The sequence below is a fragment of the Affinibrenneria salicis genome, assembly GCF_008710095.1.
Genome location: NZ_VYKJ01000008.1, coordinates 19,757 through 37,044, shown reverse-complemented (window position 1 = coordinate 37,044; position 17,288 = coordinate 19,757). Strand labels below are relative to the sequence as shown.

The 17,288-nt window shown below is 60.0% G+C and carries 19 protein-coding genes and 1 pseudogene; 13 read left to right on the top strand and 7 right to left on the bottom strand.

Annotation, left to right across the window (positions count from 1 at the left end; translation table 11 throughout):
- Positions 1-174: 174 nt before the first annotated feature.
- From FJU30_RS15675 to FJU30_RS27240, 8 genes and pseudogenes are all read left to right on the top strand, one after another.
- A complete protein-coding gene (locus tag FJU30_RS15675; protein WP_150435919.1) occupies positions 175-1,146 on the top strand; it encodes a phosphotriesterase family protein in 972 nt (323 codons plus the stop codon).
- 15 nt (positions 1,147-1,161) lie between these two features.
- The gene (locus FJU30_RS15670) at positions 1,162-1,899 is read left to right on the top strand and encodes a creatininase family protein (protein ID WP_150435918.1); all 738 of its coding nucleotides are present in this window, start codon (positions 1,162-1,164) and stop codon (positions 1,897-1,899) included.
- A complete protein-coding gene (locus tag FJU30_RS15665; protein WP_150435917.1) occupies positions 1,896-2,333 on the top strand; it encodes a PTS sugar transporter subunit IIA in 438 nt (145 codons plus the stop codon). The genes FJU30_RS15670 and FJU30_RS15665 overlap by 4 nt, the downstream gene beginning before the upstream one ends.
- Before the next feature lie 42 nt (positions 2,334-2,375).
- On the top strand, positions 2,376-2,663 hold the full coding sequence (locus tag FJU30_RS15660; protein ID WP_150435916.1) for a PTS sugar transporter subunit IIB: 288 nt from the start codon (positions 2,376-2,378) through the stop codon (positions 2,661-2,663).
- Entirely contained in the window at positions 2,660-3,970 is a 1,311-nt protein-coding gene (locus FJU30_RS15655) for a PTS ascorbate transporter subunit IIC (RefSeq protein WP_150435915.1), read from the top strand. Before FJU30_RS15660 ends, FJU30_RS15655 begins: the two co-directional genes overlap by 4 nt.
- Before the next feature lie 16 nt (positions 3,971-3,986).
- Complete coding sequence (locus FJU30_RS15650; protein WP_150435914.1) at positions 3,987-4,727, top strand: sugar isomerase domain-containing protein; 741 nt, start codon at positions 3,987-3,989, stop codon at positions 4,725-4,727.
- A gap of 13 nt (positions 4,728-4,740) precedes the next feature.
- Positions 4,741-5,490 carry a GntR family transcriptional regulator gene (locus FJU30_RS15645; RefSeq protein ID WP_150435913.1) on the top strand — a complete coding sequence of 250 codons (750 nt, stop codon included), beginning with the start codon at positions 4,741-4,743 and terminating at the stop codon, positions 5,488-5,490.
- A gap of 115 nt (positions 5,491-5,605) precedes the next feature.
- A pseudogene (locus FJU30_RS27240) lies at positions 5,606-5,966 on the top strand (EamA/RhaT family transporter); the annotation flags it as partial.
- A gap of 79 nt (positions 5,967-6,045) precedes the next feature.
- On the opposite strand, the gene FJU30_RS15640 reads toward FJU30_RS27240, so the two are convergent.
- The gene (locus tag FJU30_RS15640; protein ID WP_150435912.1) at positions 6,046-6,351 is read right to left on the bottom strand and encodes a hypothetical protein; all 306 of its coding nucleotides are present in this window, start codon (positions 6,349-6,351) and stop codon (positions 6,046-6,048) included.
- A gap of 299 nt (positions 6,352-6,650) precedes the next feature.
- Complete coding sequence (locus FJU30_RS15635; protein WP_191091626.1) at positions 6,651-7,352, bottom strand: DMP19 family protein; 702 nt, start codon at positions 7,350-7,352, stop codon at positions 6,651-6,653.
- Between the two features lie 211 nt (positions 7,353-7,563).
- On the opposite strand from FJU30_RS15635, the gene FJU30_RS15630 reads away from it, so the two are divergent.
- The 3 genes from FJU30_RS15630 to FJU30_RS15620 all read left to right on the top strand — a co-directional run bounded on the left by FJU30_RS15630 (position 7,564) and on the right by FJU30_RS15620 (position 9,597).
- Positions 7,564-8,145 carry a DMP19 family protein gene (locus tag FJU30_RS15630; protein ID WP_150435910.1) on the top strand — a complete coding sequence of 194 codons (582 nt, stop codon included), beginning with the start codon at positions 7,564-7,566 and terminating at the stop codon, positions 8,143-8,145.
- A gap of 121 nt (positions 8,146-8,266) precedes the next feature.
- Positions 8,267-8,605, top strand: coding sequence for a cupin domain-containing protein (locus FJU30_RS15625; protein WP_150435909.1), 339 nt, complete (start codon positions 8,267-8,269; stop codon positions 8,603-8,605).
- Between the two features lie 176 nt (positions 8,606-8,781).
- On the top strand, positions 8,782-9,597 hold the full coding sequence (locus FJU30_RS15620; protein WP_150435908.1) for a response regulator transcription factor: 816 nt from the start codon (positions 8,782-8,784) through the stop codon (positions 9,595-9,597).
- Between the two features lie 86 nt (positions 9,598-9,683).
- Here the strand turns inward: FJU30_RS15620 and FJU30_RS15615 are convergent, their stop codons facing one another.
- Complete coding sequence (locus FJU30_RS15615; protein ID WP_150435907.1) at positions 9,684-11,093, bottom strand: aminotransferase; 1,410 nt, start codon at positions 11,091-11,093, stop codon at positions 9,684-9,686.
- A 166-nt stretch (positions 11,094-11,259) separates the two neighbouring features.
- Between FJU30_RS15615 and FJU30_RS15610 the strand changes: the two genes are divergently transcribed.
- Both FJU30_RS15610 and FJU30_RS15605 read left to right on the top strand, forming a co-directional pair.
- Entirely contained in the window at positions 11,260-12,765 is a 1,506-nt protein-coding gene (locus FJU30_RS15610; protein ID WP_150435906.1) for an aldehyde dehydrogenase family protein, read from the top strand.
- A 175-nt stretch (positions 12,766-12,940) separates the two neighbouring features.
- Entirely contained in the window at positions 12,941-13,960 is a 1,020-nt protein-coding gene (locus FJU30_RS15605; protein ID WP_150435905.1) for a histone deacetylase family protein, read from the top strand.
- A 152-nt stretch (positions 13,961-14,112) separates the two neighbouring features.
- Here FJU30_RS15605 and FJU30_RS15600 read toward each other — a convergent pair whose 3' ends face one another.
- The 4 genes from FJU30_RS15600 to FJU30_RS15585 are packed head-to-tail and all read right to left on the bottom strand — an operon-like array spanning position 14,113 to position 17,189.
- A complete protein-coding gene (locus FJU30_RS15600; RefSeq protein WP_150435904.1) occupies positions 14,113-15,027 on the bottom strand; it encodes an aminotransferase class IV in 915 nt (304 codons plus the stop codon).
- Positions 15,028-15,042: 15 nt separating this feature from the next.
- Positions 15,043-15,819 carry an amino acid ABC transporter ATP-binding protein gene (locus FJU30_RS15595; protein WP_150435903.1) on the bottom strand — a complete coding sequence of 259 codons (777 nt, stop codon included), beginning with the start codon at positions 15,817-15,819 and terminating at the stop codon, positions 15,043-15,045.
- Between the two features lie 20 nt (positions 15,820-15,839).
- The gene (locus FJU30_RS15590; protein ID WP_150435902.1) at positions 15,840-16,505 is read right to left on the bottom strand and encodes an amino acid ABC transporter permease; all 666 of its coding nucleotides are present in this window, start codon (positions 16,503-16,505) and stop codon (positions 15,840-15,842) included.
- Between the two features lie 9 nt (positions 16,506-16,514).
- Positions 16,515-17,189 (bottom strand): amino acid ABC transporter permease, encoded by a 675-nt coding sequence (locus FJU30_RS15585; protein ID WP_150435901.1) that lies wholly within the window; start codon positions 17,187-17,189, stop codon positions 16,515-16,517.
- Positions 17,190-17,288: the final 99 nt, after the last annotated feature.

Genomic DNA, 17,288 nt, shown 5'->3' with positions numbered 1-17,288 from the left:
TGATCCCGCAGAGATCGCTTCCCCGCAAAACGGTCAACGCACGACGCTGACATGCTCGCCCGCGCCACCGGACAACGCTGCCATATGATTAAAATATGTACTTGACCACTTGAATGTACAACCAATCATAAATACACTGCCATCAGGTTATTTCTTCACCGATGGGGGAATGTTATGGGCCAGGTACGCACGCTGCATGGCGATATCGACAGCCGGCAACTCGGGGTGACCTACAGTCACGACCATATTTACTGCATCCCCCCCTATTGGCGCGATCGCCGGCAGGACGATCTGTTGCTCGACGATGTTGAGGCGTCCGGGCGCGAACTGGCCGACTTCGTCGCCGCTGGCGGACGCACGTTCTATGACGCCACCTGCCCTGACTACGGGCGCGATGTCAGCGTCGTCGCCGGGCTGGCGCAGCGCCATCAGGTACAGGTGATCGCCACCGCCGGCTTCAACAAAGGCTTTCTCTGGCAAAGCCAGCGCCCCGGCCATCAGGAAACCTTCGCCGACTGGATTAGCCGCTGTTCGATCGATGAACTGAGCGAGGAAATCGTGCAGGAAGTGCGGCAAGGCATTGAGGGCACCGGTTATCGGGCCGGCGTGGTGAAATGCGGCACCGGCTACAACACCATTTCTCCGCTGGAGCGTAAAACGATGGAGGCGATCGTGCGCGCTCAGCAGCAAACCGGCGCGCCGATGCACAGCCATACCGAAATGGGCACGATGTCGCTGGAGCAGGCCGCCATCTTCAAATCGCTCGGACTGGATATGTCGCGTCTGTGCTTCGCTCATCTGGACCGCAATCCCGATCCCTGGCTGCATCATCAGGTGGCTAACACCGGCGCCTGGATTCTGTTCGACGGCATGACCCGTATTAAATATCACCCGGAACACCTGCGCACCGAGGCCATTCTGGCCCTGTGCCGCAAGGGCTACGCGGACAAGATCATTATCGGCAACGATTTCGCCCGTAAATCCATGAGCGCCCACTACGGGCTTGGCGGCCTGGGGCTGAAGTTTATCCTTACCGACTGGCGGCCGCGTTTTCTCGATGAGGCGCGGGCCGCCGGTATGGATGGCGAAACGCTGCTGCAGAAGTTTTTTATCGATAACCCCGCCCGCTATTTTTCTTTCGCCTGAGCCGGAGAAACCGCTATGCGACTCGATGCGTTGACCGAACGCGAAGCCCGCCAGGCGCTGGCCGCCGCCCACATCGCGCTGCTGCCGCTGGGCGCGACCGAACCCCACGGCGATCATCTGCCGCTGGGCACCGATAACCTGCTGGCCGAGCGTTTTTGCGCCCTGCTCGACGAGGCGCTCGGCGCCGACGCCATCACGTTGCCCACGCTGCCCTACAGCCAGGTGTGGTCGCTGCAGGGCCACGCCGGCGCCATTGATATCGGCAACGATCTGCTGACCGCGCTGCTGGTGGCGCTGGCCCGCAATATGCGCGGCTACGGCATCAACACCACGGCGGTCATCAATGCTCACTACGGCAATTTCGACGCCATGCGCGCCGCCGCGCGCCGACTGAAGGACGAAGATCTCACGCTGCTCGGCTATAGCTGGGCCGGAATGGCGCCGTGCGCGGCCAGGCTGCAAAGCTCCAGAGAAGCGTGGCCCGGCTATATGCACGCCGATGAAATCGAGACGTCGCTGATGCTGGCGCTGGCGCCGGAAACAGTACAAATGGCGCAGGCCCGCCCACATTATCCGGCCTTTCCGCAGGATTTCCCCTGGCGACCCATACGCTGGACCGAATTCTGCGATTACGCGGTTCTCGGCGATCCCAGCCAGGCCAGTCGGGAGAAAGGCGACGCGCTGCTGGAGGCGACCTTCGCCGCCACGCTGTCCTCTCTGCGCCGCCATCTGCCGCGGGAGGAGAACGCATGATTCAGGCCGAATCCATCCTTATCGATTACCCCGCCGCTACGCCCGAACAGGCTATTGAAGCCGCCGGCAACGCGCTGCAGGCCGCCGGCGCCTGCAGCGCCGACTACGTGCGCGCTATGGTGGACAATTACCATCATTTCGGCCCTTACTTCGTGATTGCGCCCGGCCTGGCGATGCCGCACGCCCGCCCCGAACAGGGCGCCTGCCGCGCGCAGCTGAGCCTTGTGCGACTGCGCGCGCCGATCGCCTTCGGCCACGAGGAAAACGATCCCGTTTCGCTGCTGCTGGGGCTGGCGGCCGGCAGCAGCGACGACCATATCGCGCTGATTACCCATATCGCAACGTTGCTGAGCGAACCGGACTCGCTGGCGCTATTGATGCACTGCGACCAACGCGCACGTTTATTTCAGTTGTTGCACCCGTCGCCCCGCTGATCTGAGGCACGTCTTTCTCCCGTTAATAAGGAAGGCCTGGAAATGAAAATCTTAACCGTGTGCGGTCTGGGTATGGGCTCCAGCCTGATTCTGAAGATGAATGTGGAATCGGTGCTGCGCAAGCTGGGGCAACAGGCCTCGGTCGAGCATATGGATGTCTCGTCGGCCTCTTCCGCCAGCGCCGACGTAGTGCTCACCAACGCCGAACTGGCGGGCAATCTTAGCCATCTGCCCTGCGCGGTGATGGTGGTCAATAACTACCTCGACCTGCAGGAAATCGAGCGAGCGCTGCTGTCTTCCGGCGCGCTGGCCGACGGGAGGTCCGTATGAACGGTTTCGTCGAGATCCTGCGCTGGGTCACCATTAACATCTTCGGCGAAGCGTCGATACTGATCGGGATGATCGTGCTGCTCGGGCTGGTATTGCAGGGCAAGCCGCTGGCGGACATCGTCTCGGGCACGCTCAAAGGCATTCTCGGCTTTCTGATCATCGGCGCGGGCGCCAGCATCATCGTGTCGGCGCTGCTGGTGTTCCAGCCGATCTGGACCGAAGTGTTCGGCCTCGAGCAGATGACGCTGTCCAGCATGATGGGGCAGGCGCGCTTCGCCGAGCGATTCGGCAGCAGCATTACCGTCGCCATCGCCGCCGGTTTCGCCATTAACCTGCTGCTGGCACGCCTGACCCGCTTCAAATACATCTATCTGACCGGCCACATGATGTTCTGGACCGCTATGGTGTTTGGCGGGGTGATCGTCAACCAGACGCCGGACATCCCGGCCGTGACCCTGACGCTGGTGCTGTCGGTGATCCTCGGGGTGTACTGGACATTCCAGCCCGCCATCGTCCAGCCCTGGATGCGCCGGATCACCGGCAACGACAATGTGGCGCTGGGCCATACCTCCGCCTCGGTAGCGCTGCTGGGCGCGCTGGCCGGCAATCTATTCGCCCGCAACAAGATCAGCGCCGAAGACATCAGGGTGCCGAAAAATCTCGGTTTTCTGCGCGACTCCAATGTCGTGACCGCCCTGACCATGACGCTGCTGTTCTTCGTCGGCACCCTGCTGCTGCAGGCGCGCGCCTCGGACAAAGCGCATGAGATCCTGGCCAGCTCCGGCGATCTCAGTTTCTATATCTATGCGCTGAAACAATCGCTGCTGTTTACCGGCGGCATCGCCGTGGTGCTGCTCGGCGTACGCATGTTCATCGGCGAGATGGTGCCGGCGTTCAATGGCATCGGCACGCGCCTGGTGCCCGGCGCGCGGCCGGCGCTGGATTGTCCGATCATTTTCAACTTCGCCCCCAATGCGGTGGTGCTGGGGTTCGTCGGCGCGTTTGTCGGATCGCTGCTGTGGCTGGTGGTCATCGGCACCACCACCGGCTATGTCTTCATTCCCAGCATGATCGTCATCTTTTTTCATGCCGGCACCGCCGGCGTCTTCGGCAACGTCACCGGCGGCTACAAAGGGGCGCTGCTGGCGGGATTCATTACCGCCAGCGTGGTGGCGTGGGGTCAGTATGTCTGCGTCAGCTATCTCATCAGCGACACCATTCCCGATACCGCGCTGTGGGCCGGCGACAGCGATATGTTCGTGCTGGCCCCGCTGATTGCCGCGCTGGGGCGTCTGCTGGGCTTTTGAATATAAGGGGAACGCGATGGAACAGGCCGTCACAACCTATCTCGCGCTGGCGCGGAAAAAACTCGCCGGGCTGGAGCAGGACAGCGAGCGCCACGAGCAGGCCGCCCGACTAATGGCGGAAGCCGCGCTGGCCGGGCAAAGCCTGTTCGTATTTGGCGCCAGCCACGCCGGTATTCTGGCCGAGGAGCTGAGCTACCGCGCCGGCGGTCTGGCGATCTTCAACCCGCTGTTCAGCCCGACGCTGATGCTGAACGTACGGCCGCTGACGCTGACCAGCGATATGGAAAACGTCGCAGGACTGGGTGCCGCGCTGCTGGCCGCCTCGCCGCTGCGCGCCGGCGACGTCGTGCTGGTCAACTCCGTCTCCGGGCGCAACGCGGCGCCGCTCGATGTGGCGCTGGAGGCGAAACGCCGGGGCGCCAGCGTGGTGGCGGTCACCAGCCTGGCCACCGCCGCCCGGGTGACCCCGCGCCACGCCAGCGGCAAGCTGCTGGCGCAGGTCGCGGATATCGTGCTCGATAATCACTGCGATTACGGCGACGCGGCGATCGCGCTGCCCGGGCTGGCGCAGAGGGTCGCGCCGCTCTCCACGCTGATGGCGGCGGCCATCGGCAACTGCCTGGTGCTGAGGATCTGCGCCATCATGCAGGCGAGCGGCCGGCAACCACCGGTGCTGGCCAGCGCCAACATTGACGGCAACCGCGAGATCAATCAGGATATCTTTTATACTTACCGGGACCAGATCCATTACCTTTGACTAAGGCAACGGCATGAATGAGCCGCAAGGATTGCCGCTTTATCTGCGGATAAAAAACATCCTCCTGAAGAGGATCATCGCCTTTTCCTATGAAGACAAACTCCCCGGCGAACTGGTGCTGGCCGATGAGTTCAATGTGGCGCGCGGCACCATTAAGCAGGCCATCGACGCGCTGGTTCGCGTGGGAATTCTCTCGCGCGAGCAGGGGAAAGGCACCTTCATTAATCGCGACGCTCTGCAAAACTACTACAGCGACTTGCCCGATCTGCTGGTACAGCTGGGCGGCGGGCGGGCGCTGAGTCTGGAAACGCAGTCGCTGATGCCGGTCATGGCGGACGAGACGCTGGCCGCGAAAATGCAGCGCCCGACGGGCAGCCAGCTGCTGCGCATCGAACGCGTGCTCAAAAGCGGCCGCGACGCGGTCGGCCAGGGCGTAACCTGGCTCGACGGCAGCGTCTACAGCGGGCTTAGCCATCTGGAAGACGGCCGTTCGCTCTACAGCCAGCTGCGGGAAACCCACGGCTACTCGCCGGTCAAAACCCGCGATCGCTACAGCCCGGAAATTTGCGGAGAGCGCATGGCCCGCCTGTTTGGCATCCCCGCCGGCAGCCCGCTGTTTTGCGTGGAGCGCTACGCCACCGGCCACGATGACGATATTCTGGAATACAGCCGGCTATATATCAGCCAGGCCAGCCTGAGTCTGGAGATCGATACCCACCAGACGGCGGACGACGGCCTGTGGCACTGCCGTATCGCCACCTGATGACTCACCGGGAGCCGCGGATCACGCCGCCCGGCCCCGGAGCCGCTATCCTCGTCTGAGCAAAGAACGCCGCAGCCGCTAACGCGCTTTGCGCCCGCGCGCATGGCGTCCTCGTCAGTTCCGTTTCCTGAACGACTGAGAAAACCCCGCCGCCATCGTCTTCTATTTTTCACTGATGACCATGTTTATTGGTCTGGGTCCGCTGTATTTTGGCTGGCGCCAGCCCAACGCCAGCCAGTGGATACTTCTGATCGGCCGCGTTTTTTTCGGCGGCATGGCTCACGCTGAACCTACGCTATGCCGACGCTTCGCTGCTGGCGCCCTTTGATTACATCACCCAGGTGCGGTCAATGATGATCGGCCATTTTTTCCTCGACGGTATACCTGAAGCGGCCATTATCGCCGGGGCCGGTATTTTTACCGTTTGGCGCGAACAGCGTCAGCGAAAAATATCCGTCCGCCGCCCGGTAAATTAAACGTCAGGCAATAAAAACGGCGCGTCGGATATTCTGACGCGCCGCAGAGTTAATAACTTTATGCGCTGTTATTAGTCGCTTAGTCATAACTGATGATAAGGATTTTCTCCTGTTTGCCAATATTAACCGTTTTGACTGTGCCTAAATTATAGGGCAGCGCCGACGTTTTATTATTCAGACTAATCGCTTTCTCTATCGTTTTGCCGCTGCGCATACAGCTAACCGCCGGACTGGCGCTATCGCCGGTCGTACACGGCGATTCAACGATCGCGCCGCGAAAGCGGATTATGCCGTCGGCGGCCTTACTGTTGTGCGCCGTCATCATCAGGCCAAGCGGCAACAACAGCGATAATAATATTTTTTTATCTATGGTTAATTTTTTCATTAATGAAGCCCTGGTTGAATGGTCTCCATATAGTTAACGGCCTGCCGTGGCATGACTTTAATATAATAAAAGTTATTTTGTCAGCAGACTGTTTTATCAGGGTTATTTAAACCACAGGGCATGTAAATTATTATTTCCAGGGCATATTATACGCAAAAAAATAGCTCTATTTAAATGATTAAATGCTAATTATTCACAGGCTATTAAATAGCGTGATTAACACTTATTCTTAAAGCGCCGGCACGCGACGAGGCTGCCGGGCATACAGAATAAATCAGCGGGGGAAACGCCGGTCCGACTTACCGCGCCGGACACCGTTCGCAAACTTTAAGCTGGCGATCGGGGGTAAACCAGATGACATCGCAGCCGCCCTGCTTGCCCCTCTCAAAAATATTTGGCCCGACAGGAAAACCATCCAGAAAACGCAAATGGCCGCGATAGCCAGAGCCCCGACACTCGATCCAACTGACCCCTTTTGGCTCTACGCCGGCCAACGGGACAAGACGAAAATAGTCGTGAAGATGCATAAGCAAGTGATGCTCAAGCTGCGCGGCAAGATCTTTATTGAGGTGCAGGATCTCGTTTTCCAGCGCATCGAATTGGGCTTCATAACGTCGGAAAAGCGCTTCTGGCCATTCTCCGCTGGCTCTCGCGTCACGGACTGCCGGCGCAATATCCGGCCACAGAGCCAAAATCCGCTCAACCAGAGGCATATGCGGGGCTAACAGCGGATGCTGACCATAAAATTCAGCCATTTGGTCAAAGGCGGACGACTCATTGCCGTGATTATAAAAATACTGAATCACGCCGCCGTTTGCGATCTCCCCCGTCAGACAATCCCAGTAAAGTCGCGCCCGCGGCAAGGGAGCCAACTCCAGCCAGTTTATTTCCGCCGTCTCGACCGCATCAACCAGCGCGCTGCTGAAATAAGGCGCGGAGAGCAGTAAATCGGGCCATGTGATAACGGGCAGAGACAAGGGACGGGTGGCGCATTCGGTCATAAAATTTATCCGCATACTGTCAATAATCTATTGTGAATGTTACATTTTTTCTTGTTATGACGCAGCCTGTTTCCGGTCTCACTGGCAGCCGGCGGTTCGCGCGCATCCTGACGTTGCCACAACGGGGGCAGGTTCAGCGCTAATATTATGCGCCGCCGTTTGAAGATAATTTGCAGGCTAATTACTCAGCACAAGCGGGAACACGCAACCGATGATGAAAAAACAGCCCTGTAGCGCATGCGGCGCCTTGATTTTACCCACTACCGCCGACCGCAACGGCGGCATGTGCATGCCGTGCAAAAATGGCATACGGGAAAACATTGAAAAGGCCAAAGCGTTTTACCAGCGCGAGCGGAAACTCGACAAAAACTGCCCGTTTCGCGCGCTGTGGCGCCAGTTGATCGATAAAGTGCATCACCAGCCGGGCGGATTCGAGGCGCTGAGCGCGGAAGAAAAAATATACTACGCGGTCAACGTGCTGGAAGGCGAAGTCTACAACGGCGGTTTTATGCAGTTTTTCGACAACGCATCCAAAGAATACGATGCCTGGTGCGAACAGGGGCTGGCGCGGATCGACGCACCGCATTCTCTCCGGCTGTTGCGTGCCGCCAGGCTGGCGCGATTCGGTGACGGCGGCGCCGATCGACTGGCGCGCGGCCCGGCGCCCGATGACGAGACCTGGGCGCGGTTGAACGATCTGGACCATGAATTTTATCAGGATCCCGACGGGCTGGAGGCCAGGCTGAACGCCTTTGCGATGAACAACGGGCTGACGTCCGCTACGCCCGAATAATGCCGGTTAATCCGTTATCCCGCCCGACGCGCCGAGGCCCGCCCTGCTGACAAAATCTGACAGCGGGGTGCTGTAGCCTGAGCGCCATCCATTTATCGATGCGGATTTATCGCGAGGCGCTATGTTACTTAACGCACAGGCCAGCCGAAGCTGGCATCCCACGCCCTATGCGGGCATTGAATACTCATGGCTCTGGCGCAACCCGCAGGGCGGCGGCTATGCGTTATTGCGGCTGGACGCGGGCGCTTCGCTGCCGCGCCACCGCCATCCGGGCCGTGAACAGATCTACGTGGTCGACGGCCGCATCATGGTCAATGCTCAGATCCTTAACGCCGGCGATCACCTTATCCTTGCCGAACGGGAAGCGCACCAGGTACAGGCGCTAACCCGCGCGCAATATCTGGCGATTTCGGAAAAAGAGGGCGTGACGCTGCTGCCGTCTGAAGATACGCCGGATTAACCGCGGCGCCTGCACTGGCGCGAAAAGCCCCGAAATGGGGCAAAAAAGCGCCTAATCAGGGCAGTAAAGCGGCTATCTTCCCGCCGTCGGCCGCGCCGGACGCGCGGCGGCCACCAGTAAGGTAAGGCATGGAATTTGCATTGAACTCAGCATGAAAAATTTTGGCTGAGGAATAGATGATGGGCCTGTCCAGTCTTTTAACGCACCCTGATATCATGCACTGGCATGAAGACATTGCCGATCTGTTTGACTGCTCCACAGACGAAAGTTTGCCCAGCCGTCTGTCCGGCGTGTTCAATAAATTTATGCGTCACGACGCGTTTATCCTGAAGCTTTATAAGGCGGGCAGCGATCTTCCGATCATCATTTCTCACGATATTCCGCCCCACCAGCACGATCTCTATTTTGACCGTTATTTATCCTCCGCTTATCTGGAAGATCCGCTGCTTGCCCGGCTGCAGAGCGACGATTCGCCGCAGATTGTGCAGATCAATCATCATACCTGTCAGCTCAGAGGCTCGACCTATTACAGAAGCTATTACAAGGATCTTAATTTACAGGATGAAATCGACGTTCTGCTGCCGATGCCGAACGGCGACTCGCTGGTTATGTCGATAGACCGGCGCAACGCGGTGACCAGCAAAGAAGAGATCGCTATTCTGGAAAACACCTACACCCTGGTGAAACGCATCCTTATCCGCTATTACGCCGCTCAGCTGGGGGATGCGAACGTCGCCGAAGAGCCGTCCGACGGCGCGCCGGACAATATTGAGCAACTTCTGACCACCCGCGAGCGGGAAGTCGTCCAGTTGATGGTTTCGGGCAAGGGCACCAAAGATCTGGCGCGCCATTTGGGCATTAGTTTTCAAACCGTCAAGGTACACCGGCGCAATATCTATTCGAAACTGGGCATCAGCAGCGAACTGCAGCTATGCAGCCTGTTTTTGGGCGTGCCGAAACGCCCGGCGCTGGCGAACAGGGGCCTGTATTAACGCCGGACGAACGGCGCGTTCTCCGCGCTCTCGCCTGAACTTGCTTCGGCGCCTGGCCGCACGGCGCCGGAAACGTCGGCCGCCGGTTAAATAAACCCGTCTTTCTTCAGCGATTCCACCGTTTCGTCAAAGGCGCCGTCCAGAATTCCCACCACTTCATCGATCACGTCTCTGGTCCAGATCAACGGCGGGGAAATCACGTTAAGATGCGCGATCGGCCGCACAATCAGGCCGCGTTTCTGACAGGCATCGGCAATGCGATAGCCCACTTTCGCTTCCGCAGGCAACAGTTCCCGGCTGTCGCGATTAGCCACGCTTTCAATGCCGACCATAAAATGACTGCCGCGAATATCGCCGATAATCGGATGATGAGACAAACGTTGCCGAAGCGCCTGCAGCAGATAAGGACCGACCTCGCGTACGTGCTCGCAGATCTTCTCTCTGTCCATAATCTCAAGGTTGGCCAGCGCGGCGGCGCAGCTGACCGGGTGGCCGGAGTAGGTGAACCCTGTGCTGAACACCGCGCCCTTCGCCTGCGGCTTACTGATCACCTGATAAATTTTGTCGGAAATCAGCGTCGCCCCGAGCGGCGAATAGCCCGACGTCAAACCTTTGGCGATATTGATGATATCGGGCTGAATGCCGAACACCGCCTCGGAGGCGAAAAAGTGGCCCAGCCGCCCGAAAGCGGTCACCACCTCGTCGGAGATATACAGAATGTCATTCTCATGGCACAGATCCAGTATCCGCCGGTGGTAGCCCTCTGGCGCCATCAACACGCCGCCGGCGCCCATGATCGGCTCGGCGATAAAGGCCGCCACGTTGCCCGCCCCCAGTTTGCCGATAGTGGTTCCGAATTCGTCGACCAGGAAGTCGCAGTACTGCGCGTCATCCATGCCGGCGGGCTTGCGGTAGCAGTTCGCTTCGCTGATATGCGTCACCATCTCGTCCACCACGTCGAAGCCGAGGTTATTGCCTTCAGTACCGGTCAGCGTGGCGGATATATAAGTCGTGCCGTGGTAACCGCTGGTGCGCGCGATGATCTTTTTCTTGTTCGGCAACCCGCGCTGATTGAAATAAAAATGCACCATCCGCACCGTCGCGTCATTGGCCGTCGAACCGCCGCAGCTGTAGAACACGTGGTTAAGGTCGCCCGGCGCCAGCTGCGCCAGGCGGGCGGCAAGGCGGGTGGCGGGAATATTGGTCAGGTTGTTGAACGGCGAATAATAGGCCATTTCCACCGCCTGACGGCTCATCGCTTCGCCGATCTCGCGCCGGCCGTGGCCCACATTGACGCACCACAGACCGGCGATGCCGTCGATAAAACGGTTGCCTTTGCCGTCCTCGACATAGATGCCCTCGCTTTTGGCGATAACATCGCAGCCTTTCGCGCCGAACTGGCTGAAGTCGGTAAAGGGATGAATAAAATGCGCTTTATCCTGTTGATGCAAACTCTCCAGCTCTGTGTCTGGCATGTGCGACGTATTCTGCTGCATGTGATTTCTCCTGTGCGGGCCGGTCTGGGATAGCAGGCGTGTTAAGCCGTCACGTCTCCCGAGTCTAGCGAAAGCCCCCGGCAGTAACATCCCACCATAGCGGTATGGAGCGCCGGCGGAGGGGCCAGTAGGATAAACACCAGACAGCAGGACAGGAGAGATCGAGATGACCGGACTGAAAACCGCCGCCGACTGGCAAGCCAGCGCGCAACGCCTGCGTTTCTCCAGCGGAGGATTTATCGATGGCGATTTCCGCACGCTGAGCGGGCGCGAGCTGATCAGCATCAATCCGGCCACGGAACAGGTGCTGGCCGCTTTTCCCGCCGCCTCGGAAGCCAATGTGGATACGGCGGCGCGCGCGGCGCGCCATGCCTTCGATGACGGCGGCTGGCCGCGCATGGCGCCGCAGCAGCGGGCCGTCGTGATCAAACGGCTGGCGGCGCTGATGCAGACGCATCAGGACCAACTGGCGCTGATCGATACGCTGGATATGGGCAAACCAATCGCGGAGAGCGCCGGTTTCGATATTCCGCAGGCGATCGCCGCGTTTCAGCACGCCGCCGAAGCGCTGGATAAACGGTACGACGAGCTTGCCCCGTCGGCGGAAGACGTGCAGGTCGCCATCCGGCGCGAACCTATCGGCGTGGTGGCGGCCATCGTGCCCTGGAACTATCCGTTGCTGATGGCCGCGTGGAAGGTGGCGCCGGCGCTGGCGGCCGGCAACTGCGTGATCCTGAAGCCATCCGAAAAATCGCCGCTGTCGGCGCTGCTGCTGGCGCGTCTGGCCGCCGAAGCCGGCGTGCCGCCCGGAGTTTTCCAGGTACTGCCGGGCTATGGCGATGAAGTCGGCAAATGTCTGGCGCTGCATCACGACGTCGACTGCCTCGCTTTCACCGGCTCGACGCGCGTGGCGGGCATGCTGCAGGTCTACGCCGGATCATCCAACCTCAAACGGGTTTGGTGCGAGGCGGGCGGTAAAAATCCCTCGCTGATTTTTGACGACGCCAGCCTGCCGTCGGCGGCCGACATCAGCGCGCTGGCCATTTACTCCAATCAGGGCGAGGTGTGTATCGCCGCTTCGCGCCTTTATCTGCACCAGCCGATAGCCGATGAATTTCTGACGCTGTTCGATCGCGCCGCGGCGGCCTTCGTTCCGGGCGACCCTCTCGATCCCGCCACCCGGCTGGGGCCGCTGGTCGACGCGGATCACCTGGCGCGGGTACAGGGATTTATTCAGCGGGCGCGCGCCGGCGGTCTGAAAATACGCCATGGCGGCGAACCGGTGAAGGTAGACGGCAAAGGCTTTTACATGCGGCCATGCAGCATTGAAGACGTACCGCCGCAGGCCGAGGCGATGACGGAAGAAATTTTCGGCCCGGTGGTGGCGCTGGCCCGTTTCGCCGACGAGGCCGAAGCGCTGCGGCTGGCCAATAACACTCGCTATGGGCTCGGCGCCTGCCTGTGGTCGAACAATCCGGCGCGTATCAACAGACTGACCCGGCGCCTGAAAAGCGGGCTTATCTGGGTCAATACCTGGGGAGAAGGCGATGTCACCGTCCCCTTCGGCGGCATGAAAGCGTCGGGCAACGGGCGGGATAAATCGCTGCACGCCTTTGATAAATACACGGATCTGAAAACCATCTGGCAACGTTTCCCGGCCGATGAGGGGTAGACGTCGGGTCAGCCGGGCGACCGGATTAGACGCGACGCCGCCGGCCGGCGGAGGCCGCGATTCGGGATAAAAATAGCCGCCAGACCGGCGCCGGGGTATAACCGGAACATCAGCGAAACCACGCAGCCACCGCCGTTGTCCGTTCAGTGACGGTTCGCAGGAGAAATCGAAACGCATGAAAGCCTTCTATCACCCGAAACAGCGTTTGCATCACCCGAAAAGCTATTTATCGCGCGGCCAGATGCGCACCCCGCAGGAAGTGCCCGAACGTCTCGACCATCTGCTGGCCGCGGCGCAAAAACTGGGCTTCACGATTGAGCAACCGGCGGACTCCGGGCGCGAGGCGCTGTACGCCGTGCACGGCCGACCCTATGTCGACTACCTGGAAAACGCCTGGCGCGAATGGCACGCGGTGGAAGAGGACTGGGGTGACGAGGTGATGTCCAACATCTTTATCCGCGAAGGCAATCCGCTGCGCGGCATCCTCGCCAGAACCGCACGCTACCTGACCGACGGCAGTTGCCCGATCGGCGAACACACCTTCACCGCGGCTTACTGGTCCGCGCAGTGCGCCATCGCCGGCGCGAAAGCGATTATCGACGGCGCGCCGGCCGCCTACTCGCTGTGCCGTCCGCCGGGGCATCATGCGCGGCCGGAGGGCGCCGGCGGCTTCTGCTATCTGAATAACGCGGCGATCGCCGCCCAGACCCTGCGCGACGGCGGCTATGCGAAGGTCGCGATCCTGGATACCGATATGCATCACGGCCAGGGGATTCAGGAAATCTTCTACAGCCGCAGCGATGTGTTTTATGTCTCTCTCCACGGCGACCCCACCAATTTCTATCCGGTGGTGGCCGGTTTCGATGATGAGCGCGGCAGCGGCGCTGGCGCAGGATTCAACCTCAATCTGCCGATGCCGCACGGCGCGTCGGAGGAGGATTTCTTCTCATATCTGGATCGCGCGGACAGCGCGCTGCGCGCCTTCGCGCCCGACGTGCTGGTGCTGTCGCTCGGCTTCGATATCTACCGGCAGGATCCGCAGGCCCGGGTGGCGGTGTCGCAGGACGGCTTTAGCCGGCTCGGCGCGCGCATCCGCTCATGGGGTATGCCCTGCCTGGTGGTGCAGGAAGGCGGCTACCACCTCGAGACGCTGGAAGAAAACGCCCGCCGCTTCTTCGGCGGCTTCGGCGCCTGAGGTCGCTGACAAAGTCGCCGATAAACCCGGAATACCCGGGCCGGCCGCACCGGGGAACGCTCCGACGGCTAACGCCGCTACGCCCCTTCGCCGCGCTCCCCCTGATAACGAACGTTGCCGTCGCGGCGCGGCGACGGCGTCTTGCTCCAGCCTCACGCGTTGCGTAAATAGCGTTCATACTCGCGGTTAAGCCGTTCGGTAACCGGGCGCGCGGCGGGAAACGGCCGCCCGTCCAGCTGCCTGACCGGCGTTATCCCCGCCAGCGTGCCGGTGACAAAAGCCTCGTCGGCCGTCAACGCTTCCGCCAGGGTAAAGGGTTTCTCATGCGCGATCAGACCCTGCTGGCGCGCGAGCGTAATGATAGTCTGGCGGGTAATGCCGTTGAAACAATAAAGACCGGACGACGTCCACAGCTCGCCCCGGCGCACAATAAAAAAATTGGTGGAATTACAGCTGGCGACAAAACCGTGGGGATCGAGCATCAGCGCCTCATCGGCGCCTGCCTGCAGCGCCTGCAACAACGCCTGAATCAGATTGAGCCGGCTGTGCGAATTCAGCCGCAGATCGAAAACGTCCGGGCCGCTGGTGCGGTAGGTTGAGGTAAACAGCGCCAGTCCGCGTTTTTTCGCCTCGCGATCCACCACCTTATACTCCGCCACACAGACAAGGGTCGAACCGCCGAGGATAAAGCGCGGATCCTGATTGGGCGTCCGCTTTTTACCGCGAGTGACCATCAGGCGAATGTGCGCCCCGTCCTCCATCCCATTAACCTTGAGCGTCTGATAGAGAATATCGATCAGCGCCTGCCGGCTGTGGCCGATATCCAGCTGAATAGCCGCCGCGCCGGCGAACAGCCGATCTAAATGGGCGTCCAGCGCCACCAGCCGGCCATCCACCAGGCGCAGCCCCTCCCAGACGCCGTCGCCGCACACGTAGCCGGCATCGAACACCGACACCACGGCCTGATCGCGGTGCACAAACTCGCCGTTCACATACACCAATACGTCGTCGTTACGCGCATCCTGTAAATATGCCTGACTGCTCTGACCGGACAATGCTGTATTCATCTGTCACCTCTGACCTTAAAAAGCGCGCTCGGCGAAACGCGCGAGGAAAGCCTGGGTCCGCGGCTGACGCGGATTCTTCAGCACCTGTTCCGCCGTGCCCATTTCGTGAATTACGCCGTTCTCAATAAACACCACCCGATCGGCGAAATGCCAGGCAAACCCCAGCTCATGCGTAACCAGCAGCAGCGTGCGCCCTTCATCGGCCAGGCCGCGAATGGTATGCAACACTTCGCCCACCAGTTCCGGATCGAGCGACGACGTCGGCTCATCAAACAGCATAATTTCCGGCGACATGGCCAGCGCCCGCGCAATAGCCACCCGCTGCTGCTGTCCGCCGGACAGACTGCCCGGCCAGGCCTGCCGCTTATTACCCAGCCCGACTTTTTCCAGCTGAGCGCCGGCAATGAGATCCGCCTCGCTGCGCGACATTTTTTTCACCGACAGCAGCGCCTCGCGCACGTTTTCCAGCACCGTCATATGGGGAAACAGGTTGAATTGCTGAAAGACCATCCCCACCCGCTCGCGCACCGCGCAAAGCTGTTTTTCCGGGTAATAGCGTCGGCCGTCGTTGCCCTGATGGCCGAGTATCTCGCCGTCGAGTTCAATGGTGCCGGCGCTGGGAATTTCCATAAAATTCAGGCAGCGCAGCAGCGTGCTTTTACCGGATCCGGAGCCGCCGATAATGGCGATCTTTTCGCCGCGACGCACATCCAGATCGATGCCTTTCAGCACCGTGTGTTCGTCGAACTGCTTTTGCAGCCCGCGAATGCGTAAAATGATCTCTTCGTTCATCAGCCGGTTTTTCTCTCAGGTCAGGGATGCGGACGGAAGCGTCGTTCAAGGCGCGCGGCAAGATAGCTGCCGGGCCAGATCAGGACAAAATACAGCAGCGCCACCACCGTCAGAATTTCCAGCGGCCGGTAGTAAGTGCTGCTCAGCAGCCGCCCCTGATACATCAGTTCATTGACGGCCAGAATAGAGGCCAGCGAGGTGACTTTCGCCAGTTCGATCATTCGGTTGGTCAGCGCCGGCAGCATCCGTCGGTAGACCTGCGGCAGGACCACCCGGCGCAGTATCACGCGATGACTCATGCCCAGCGCCCTGGCGCCTTCCCACTGTCCGCGCTCGATCGACTGCAGGCCGGCGCGGAAAATCTCCGTACAGTAGGCGGCGGTATACAGCGTCAACGCCAGCGCCGCAGCGCCAAAAGTACTAAACTGAATGCCGATCAGCACCGGGAAAGCATAATAAAACCAGATCAGCTGAATCAGCACCGGCGTATTGCGGAATACCTCGACAAACGCCATGGCCGACGCTCTTAGCCAGCGAACGCCGCTGACCCGGACGATGCCCAACAGCAGGCCGATAGCCGTTCCCGCTATGCCGGCCAGCAGCCACAACTCCAGCGTTACGCCCAGCCCTTTAAGCAGCACCGGCGCGTTATGCCAGATCAGCGAAAAATCCCATTGATAGTTCATGCGGGCTCCTTATGACCGGCTGTCGGCCAGAGACAAACGTTTTTCAAGACGCTGACTGAACAGGCTGATGATAAGCAGCAGGGTGAAATACATCAGCGCCACCAGGCTATAGACCTCAAGCGGTCGGAAAGTCTGGCTGTTGACCTGCATCGCCTGGTAGAGCAGTTCGCTGTAGGCCAGAGAAGAAGCTAACGAGGTGGATTTGATCAGTTCAAAAGAGCGCTCGATAAAGGGCGGGATCATACGGCGCATCGCCTGCGGCAGGATCACGCGGCGCAGCGCGGTAAAGCGCGTCATGCCGAGCGCCTTCGCCCCTTCCCACTGCCCGAGGCTGATGGAGCCGATGCCGCCGCGATAAACCTCGGCATAGAACGCCGCCGACTGGGCGGACAGCGCGATGACCGCAGCGGCGAAGGGCGAAAGCGCCAGCGGCGTGATCACCGGCAGCGCATAGTACATCCAGAAAAAGTGAACGATGGCCGGCGTATTGCGATAAAAACCGATGAAGACAGAGGCCAGCACGCGCAGCACGCTTAGCGACGACATTTTCATGACGGCCAGCAGTACGCCTGCCGACATACCGATCAGAATACTGGCGGCGCCGATTTTCAGTGTGCCCCACAACCCGTCGAAAAGTAGCTGATGGTAAGGCCAGATAGCAGCAAAATCCCATTGATACGACATAGAAAACATTACCCCGGAGTGAATGAAAACACGCTGGCCGGCGGCCTGGTTGTTAGAATCAGAACATCTTAGCAGTGCCAAAATGCAATAAATAAATAA